Source organism: Kitasatospora sp. NPDC054768 (assembly GCF_053612025.1).
In genome coordinates this window covers 69123-75991 of record NZ_JBSHBN010000023.1, presented here as the reverse complement: position 1 = coordinate 75991, position 6869 = coordinate 69123, and the positions used below count along the sequence as shown (strand labels likewise).

Annotated in this window: 5 protein-coding genes; 4 read left to right on the top strand and 1 reads right to left on the bottom strand. The window is 72.3% G+C overall.

Features of this window, described 5'->3' with window-relative positions:
• Both ACWGKU_RS10095 and ACWGKU_RS10090 read left to right on the top strand, forming a co-directional pair.
• Positions 1 to 224 (top strand): precorrin-8X methylmutase (locus ACWGKU_RS10095; protein WP_452191394.1); only part of this gene is annotated, 224 nt, incomplete at its 5' end.
• Positions 221 to 1738, top strand: a complete 1518-nt coding sequence (locus ACWGKU_RS10090; protein WP_401044844.1) for a precorrin-2 C(20)-methyltransferase — start codon at positions 221 to 223, stop codon at positions 1736 to 1738. The genes ACWGKU_RS10095 and ACWGKU_RS10090, both read left to right, overlap by 4 nt.
• A 135-nt stretch (positions 1739 to 1873) precedes the next feature.
• On the opposite strand, the gene ACWGKU_RS10085 is transcribed toward ACWGKU_RS10090, so the two are convergent.
• Positions 1874 to 3613 carry a TIGR03767 family metallophosphoesterase gene (locus ACWGKU_RS10085; protein ID WP_452177902.1) on the bottom strand — a complete coding sequence of 580 codons (1740 nt, stop codon included), beginning with the start codon at positions 3611 to 3613 and terminating at the stop codon, positions 1874 to 1876.
• A 332-nt stretch (positions 3614 to 3945) separates the two neighbouring features.
• Here ACWGKU_RS10085 and ACWGKU_RS10080 point away from each other — a divergent pair, with 332 nt between their 5' ends.
• Complete coding sequence (locus ACWGKU_RS10080; RefSeq protein ID WP_452177901.1) at positions 3946 to 5187, top strand: cobalt-precorrin-5B (C(1))-methyltransferase; 1242 nt, start codon at positions 3946 to 3948, stop codon at positions 5185 to 5187.
• Positions 5188 to 5333: 146 nt separating this feature from the next.
• Entirely contained in the window at positions 5334 to 6863 is a 1530-nt protein-coding gene (locus ACWGKU_RS10075; RefSeq protein ID WP_380348769.1) for a UDP-N-acetylglucosamine 1-carboxyvinyltransferase, read from the top strand.
• Positions 6864 to 6869: the final 6 nt, after the last annotated feature.

Genomic DNA, 6869 nt, shown 5'->3' with positions numbered 1-6869 from the left:
TCGCGCCGACCTCGCTGTTCCGGCTGCTGGAGATGATCGAGGCGGGCGCACCGCGACCGGCCGCGGTGATCGGCGTTCCGGTCGGCTTCATCGGCGCCGCCGAGTCCAAGCAGGCCCTGGCCGAGCACCCGTCCGGCCTGGAGCACCTGGTGGTGCGCGGCCGGCGCGGCGGCAGCGCGATGGCCGCCGCCGCCGTCAACGCGATTGCGAGCGAAGAAGAGTGACGGAACATCAGAACCACACGGGCCGGCTGTACGGTGTCGGGCTCGGCCCGGGCGACCCGTCGCTGGTGACCGTCCGGGCCGCCGAACTCATCGGCAAGGCCGACGTGGTGGCCTACCACAGCGCCCGGCACGGGCGGTCCATCGCACGCTCGATCGCCGAACGGTATCTAACGGGCGGTCAGGTCGAGGAGAAGCTGGTCTACCCGCTCACCGTCGAGACCACCGACCACCCGGGCGGCTACCGCGGCGCGCTGGACGACTTCTACGAGGAGGCCGCCGCCCGGCTGGCCGCCCACCTGGACGCCGGGCGCGACGTGGTGGTCCTCGCGGAGGGCGACCCGCTCTTCTACGGCTCCTACCAGCACATGCACAAGCGGCTAGCGCACCGCTACCCGACCGAGGTGGTGCCGGGCGTGACCTCGCTCAGCGCGGCCGCCGCCCGGCTCGGACAGCCGCTGACCGAGGCCGAGGAGACGCTCACCGTCATCCCCGGCACGCTGCCCGAGGAGGAGCTGACGGCGCGGATCGCGGCCGCCGACTCGGCCGTGATCATGAAGCTGGGGCGCACCTTCCCGACCGTCCGCCGGGCCCTGGAGCGGGCCGGGCGGCTGGCGGACGCGCAGTACGTGGAGCGGGCCTTCATGGCGGGGGAGCGGGTCGCGCCGCTCGCCGAGGTCGAGGACGGGACGGTGCCGTACTTCTCGGTCGTGGTGCTGCCGAGCAAGGTCGCGCCGCTGGAGCCGGAGATCCGGCTGTCGGAGGGCGTCGGCAGTGTGACCGTGGTCGGCACCGGGCCGGCCGGACCGCTCTGGCTGACCGCCGAGGCGCGCGGCGCGCTGTCCGAGGCCACCGACCTGGTCGGCTACACCACCTACCTGGACCGGGTGCCGGAACGGCCGGGGCAGCGGCGGCACGGCTCGGACAACAAGGTGGAGTCGGAGCGCGCCGAGTACGCCCTGGACCTCGCCCGGCGCGGGCACCGCGTCGCGGTGGTGTCCTCGGGTGACCCGGGGGTGTTCGCGATGGCCACCGCGGTGCTGGAGGTCGCCTGTGAGGAGGCGTACCGGGACGTCCCGGTGCGGGTGCTCCCGGGGATGACCGCCGCCCATGCGGCCGCCTCCCGGGCCGGCGCCCCGCTCGGGCACGACTACGCGACGATCTCGCTCTCGGACCGGCTCAAGCCCTGGGACGTGGTGGCGAAGCGGCTGCGCGCCGCCGCCGGGGCGGACCTGGTGCTCGCGCTGTACAACCCGGGCTCGAAGTCCCGGACCACCCAGGTCGGGCTCGCCCGGGACCTGCTGCTGGAGTACCGGGCGCCGGAGACCCCGGTGGTGATGGCCCGCGACGTCGGCGGCCCGACCGAGCGGGTGCGGATCGTCCGGCTGGGCGAGCTGGACCCGGCGCTGGTCGACATGCGGACCGTCCTGCTGATCGGTTCCTCGCAGACCCGGACGGTCGAGCGGGGCGGCGGCGTGGAGGTCGTCTGGACGCCGCGGCGGTACCCGGAGGAGTGACGGGCGACGGATGACAGCGAACAGATTTCATCATCTGTTCGCTGTCATCCGTCATTCGTCAGCTGTCATCCGCCATCCGCCATCCGTCGACTGTCGGCCGTCACCCGTTGGCCGCCGTTCGCCGGACCCCGGCCGTTACCGGGTCGGCTTGGTGAGCAGCAGCTCCGTGTTGTGGTCCCCGTCCGTGCCCAGCAGTGCCGTCGGCCGGCCGTTCGGGTCGTTGTACGACAGCTCGCGGTAGAGCGCCGCGAGGTTGGCGTCCGAGGTGCTGCCGAAGTCCGTCCCGTACGGTGCGGAGGACTCGATCAGCGTGGTGAACAGTGAGAGCGTGCCGTCCCCGTTGTCCGCGATCTCGATGATCCGCCCGTGCTGCGGGTAGTCGATGTGCGAGGCGGTGTTGATCTCCCAGAACGCCCGCTCCGGCACCGCGTGGCCGTGCGGCGTGATCTTGTTCATGTGGGTGTGCCCGTTCACCCACGCGACCACGTTCGGGTAGCGCTGGAGCAGCGCCACCAGCTCGTTGCCGTCGTGTCGCCCCTCGAAGATGTTGCGCGGGTCCGGCAGCAGGTTGCCCATCGTGCCGCTGGTGTGGTGGCTGAAGACGAGGATCAGCTCGTCCGTGCTCCCGCCGGTCACCTTGCGCCCGTCGGCGTCGTACCAGTGTCCGCTGTGCGCCTTCAACTGCTGCTCCAGCCAGCGCAGTTGCGCGGTGCCCAGTGAACCGTCGGCGAACCCGGCCTGGTTGGTGGTGTCCAGGCTGATGCCGACCACCTTCTCCGAGATGCGGAAGGTGTAGTAGAGCTTGCCGCTGTTGGCCATGTCCGAGGTGAAGCCGTGCCCGTACGGGCCCGCGCCGGTGACCGCCGGGTCCAGGTGGGCCTTGGCGAACTCCTTGAGCGTGAACGGCCGGCGGCGATCGTCCGGGGTGATCCTGCGCACCAGGTCGCCGCTGGCGATCAGCTTCGCGAGCAGCAGTACGGCGCCCGCCGGGTCACGGCGCAGCGAGTCCATCAGCTGGGCGGCCGTGGCGTCGTCGCAGCCCTCCAGCTTGTACTGGCCGGCGTACAGGTCGTTCAGCAGTCCGAGGTCCGGCAGCGAGCCCTCGATGCTGTCGTCGTGGTTGCCGACCGTGGTGTACCAGGGCGTGCGCAGGCCGGGCGCGTCGAAGGGGCGGCCGGCGGCGGACAGGAAGCCGGGTATCTGCGGGAAGCCCTTCGCCTTGTAGCCGTCGCTGTAGGAGAGTTCGGGGTTCCAGTAGGCCGCGTTGCCGGAGTTCTGCACCCCTTCGTAGCGGCTCGGGTCACCGGTGTTCTGGGCCAGCCGGCCGCCGCCCATGACCTTGAGGTACCAGTCGAGTTCGGCGAGCTCGTGGTTGTCGGTGTTGTCGCCGGTGGCCATCACCATGCTGAACGGCATCCCGGTGTAGGGGCCGCCGGCGAGCGAGTTGACCCGCTCGACGAGGGCCGAGACACCGCGGGCGTTCAGGGCCTCCTGCGGCCGGTAGGCGCTGCCGTTGAGCTTGGCCAGGTACTCGAAGCGCACCGGGGACTCGGTGTCCACCAGGTGCAGGTCGCTGAACTGGACGAAGCTGGCGAGGCCGGTCCGGCGGTCGTCCCGTCCGGTGGTCGCCGACGCCAGGTCGCCGCGCACCGTCAGCGGCCAGCCCGGTCCGGCCGTCAGCCGCTTGTAGCCACCGGTACCGACCGGGGTGGCCACCTGCTCCAGCGTGGTCCCGGTGATCCTGACCGCCCGTTCGGCCGTCGTCGCCAGCGCCCGGTCGCGCGCCGCGGCCGAGGCGAACTGCGCGCCGCCCAGCGACAAGGCCGACCAGGCGGCGGCCACCGACGTACCGGTGAGGAACGTACGCCGACTCATCCCTGCCACAAAAACCCCCACATGCTGATGGCCCGGCGGGGCGCTTCGACCCCGGCCGGGCCCACGTCTGTCATGAACCCGCTTCTGGCGGACCGCCAGATTACTCACTGGTAGGCACGGTGGGCGAGGCCCGCGCAGAGAACTCTTCGGGAACGCGGGGCAGCGGCCCCGTGCGGCTCGTGCTCGGGATTCCTCCGCACCGCGCAGGGACGCGGGTGCCGCCACCCCGGTCGGGTCCCGCCCGGCCCGGTGGGGGAAAATCGGCGGCGGCGGCCGGTGTGGCCGCCGGAGCGGAGCAGGACGGCGCGGGCGCCGTCGGAAACGGGGCGCAGGTGGCCGCAGCGGGAGCCGAGGCGGGAGCCGGAGCGGGAGGCCGGGCCGGCCAGCTGAAGAGCAGCGGCCTGCGGCCCGGCTGGACGACGGGGGCCTGCGCCACCGCGGCCACCAAGGCGGCGTACACCGCGCTGCTCACCGGCGAGTTCCCGGACCCGGTGGTCATCACCCTGCCCAAGGGCCAGCAGCCCGCCTTCGCCCTCGCGGCCGAGGAACTGACCGCCGCCGAGGAGCCGGCCACCGCCGCGAACCCCGTCGCCGGAGAGCCGGCCGGTGCGCCCGGCAAGCCCGACAAGCCCGGTGCGCCCGGCCCCGACCGGCGCATCGCCGCCATGGCCGGGGTGGTCAAGGACGCGGGCGACGACCCCGACGTCACCCACGGCGCGCTGATCCGCTCGACCGTACGGCCCGGCGCGCCCGGCACCGGGGTGGTGTTCCGGGCCGGTCCCGGGGTGGGGACGGTCACCAAGGCCGGCCTGCCGCTGCCGGTCGGCGAGCCCGCCATCAACCCGGTGCCCCGGCAGATGATCCGGGACGCGGTCGCCGAGGTGGCCGCCGCCCGCGGTGGCAGCGGGGACGTGGTGGTGGAGATCTCGGTCGACCACGGCGAGGAGATCGCCCGTTCCACCTGGAACCCCCGGCTCGGCATCCTCGGCGGTCTGTCCATCCTCGGCACGACCGGGGTGGTCGTCCCCTACTCCTGCTCGGCCTGGATCGACTCGATCCGCCGCGGGGTGGACGTGGCCCGGGCGGCAGGGCGCACCCACGTGGCCGGCTGCACCGGGTCGACCTCGGAGAAGGTCGCGGTGGCGGAGCACGGGCTGCCGGAGGACGCGCTGCTGGACATGGGCGATTTCGCCGGCGCCGTGCTCAAGTACCTCAAGCGCCACCCGGTGCCCCGGCTGACCATCGCGGGCGGCTTCGCCAAACTGTCCAAGCTCGCGGCCGGCCACCTCGACCTCCACTCGGCGCGCTCCCAGGTGGACAAGGGGTACTTGGCCGAACTGGCCCGTCGGGGCGGGGCCGACGAGGCGCTGGCCGGGGCGGTCGCGGGTGCCAACACCGCACTGGAAGCGGTGCAGTTGTGCCGGGCGGCCGGGGTGCCGCTCGGGGATCTGGTCGCCGAGGCGGCCCGGGCGACGGCGCTCGGCGTGCTGCTGGGCTCGCCGGTCGCGGTGGACGTCATCTGCATCGACCGCGCGGGCACCGTCGTCGGCCGGGCGGAGCCGCTCGGGCCGTGACACTGTCACGAGTGTCACGACGGCGCGACAACCTCACCTGGTGATGTGAAGAACTGACGTCCATACGGGGCGAGAAACGGACAAATGGAGTACCACGCCGGACCCCCGGTCTGTCGCCATCTCAACCATGAGATATCGTCTGGCGAGTGACAGGCGACTACCTCACCCGTATCGGCACCCTCATCCGTACCGCGCGCCAGCACCGCGGCTGGTCCCAGGCGCAGCTCGGAGAGGCCCTCGGAACCAGCCAGAGCGCGGTCAACCGCATCGAACAGGGCAAGCAGAACGTCAGCCTTGAGATGATCGCCCGCATCGGCGAAGCCCTCGACAGTGAGATCGTCTCCCTCGGCTACTCCGGCCCGATGCACCTGCGCGTCGCCGGCGGCACCCGGCTCTCCGGTGCGATCGACGTCCGCAGCAGCAAGAACGCCTGCGTGGCGATCCTCTGCGCCTCGCTGCTGACCACCGGCCGCACCACGATCCGCAGCGTCGCGCGGATCGAGGAGGTCTACCGCATCCTTGAGGTGCTCACCAGCATCGGCGTCAAGAGCCGCTGGATCAACGAGGGCCGCGACCTCGAACTCACCCCGCCCGCCGAGCTGGACCTCGCGGCGATGGACGTCGAGGCGGCCCGCCGCACCCGCAGCGTGCTGATGTTCCTCGGCCCGCTGATGCACCGCGCCCAGCACTTCGCCATCCCGTACGCGGGCGGCTGCGACCTCGGCACCCGCACCGTGCAGCCGCACCTGACCGCGCTGCGCCGCTTCGGCCTGGAGGTCGCCACCACCGGCGGCGCCTACCACGCCTCGGTCGAGCCGGGCGCCCCGATGGACCGCCCGATCGTGCTGACCGAGCGCGGGGACACGGTCACCGAGAACGCCCTGCTGGCCGCCGCCCGGCACGACGGCGTCAGCGTCATCCGCAACGCCTCGCCCAACTACATGGTCCAGGACCTCTGCTTCTTCCTGGAGAAGCTGGGCGTGAGGATCGAGGGCATCGGCACCACCACCCTCACCGTGCACGGCGTCCCGCAGATCACCTGCGACGTCGACTACACCCCGGCCGAGGACCCGGTGGAGGCGATGAGCCTGCTGGCCGCCGCCGTCGTCACCTCCTCCGAGCTGACCGTCCGCCGGGTGCCGATCGAGTTCCTGGAGATCGAGCTCGCCGTGCTGGAGGGCATGGGTCTCGACTACGACCGCACCCCCGAGTACCGGGCCCACAACGGTCACACCCGGCTGGTCGACCTCACCGTGCGCCCGTCCAAGCTGACCGCGCCGATCGACACCATCCACCCGATGCCGTTCCCCGGCATCAACATCGACAACGTGCCGTTCTTCGCCGCCATCGCCGCGGCCGCGCACGGCACCACGATGATCCACGACTGGGTGTACGACAACCGCGCGATCTACCTGACCGAGCTGACCCGCCTCGGCGCCGACGTCAAGCTCCTCGACCCGCACCGGGTGCTGGTCCAGGGGCCGACCCGGTGGCGCGCCGCCGAGATGATGTGCCCGCCGGCCCTGCGCCCCGCCGTGGTCATCCTGCTCGCCATGCTCGCCGCCAAGGGCACCTCGGTGCTGCGCAACGTCTACGTCATCAACCGCGGCTACGAGGACCTCGCCGAGCGCCTCAACTCCATCGGCGCCCAGATCGAGACCTTCCGCGACATCTGAGAAACC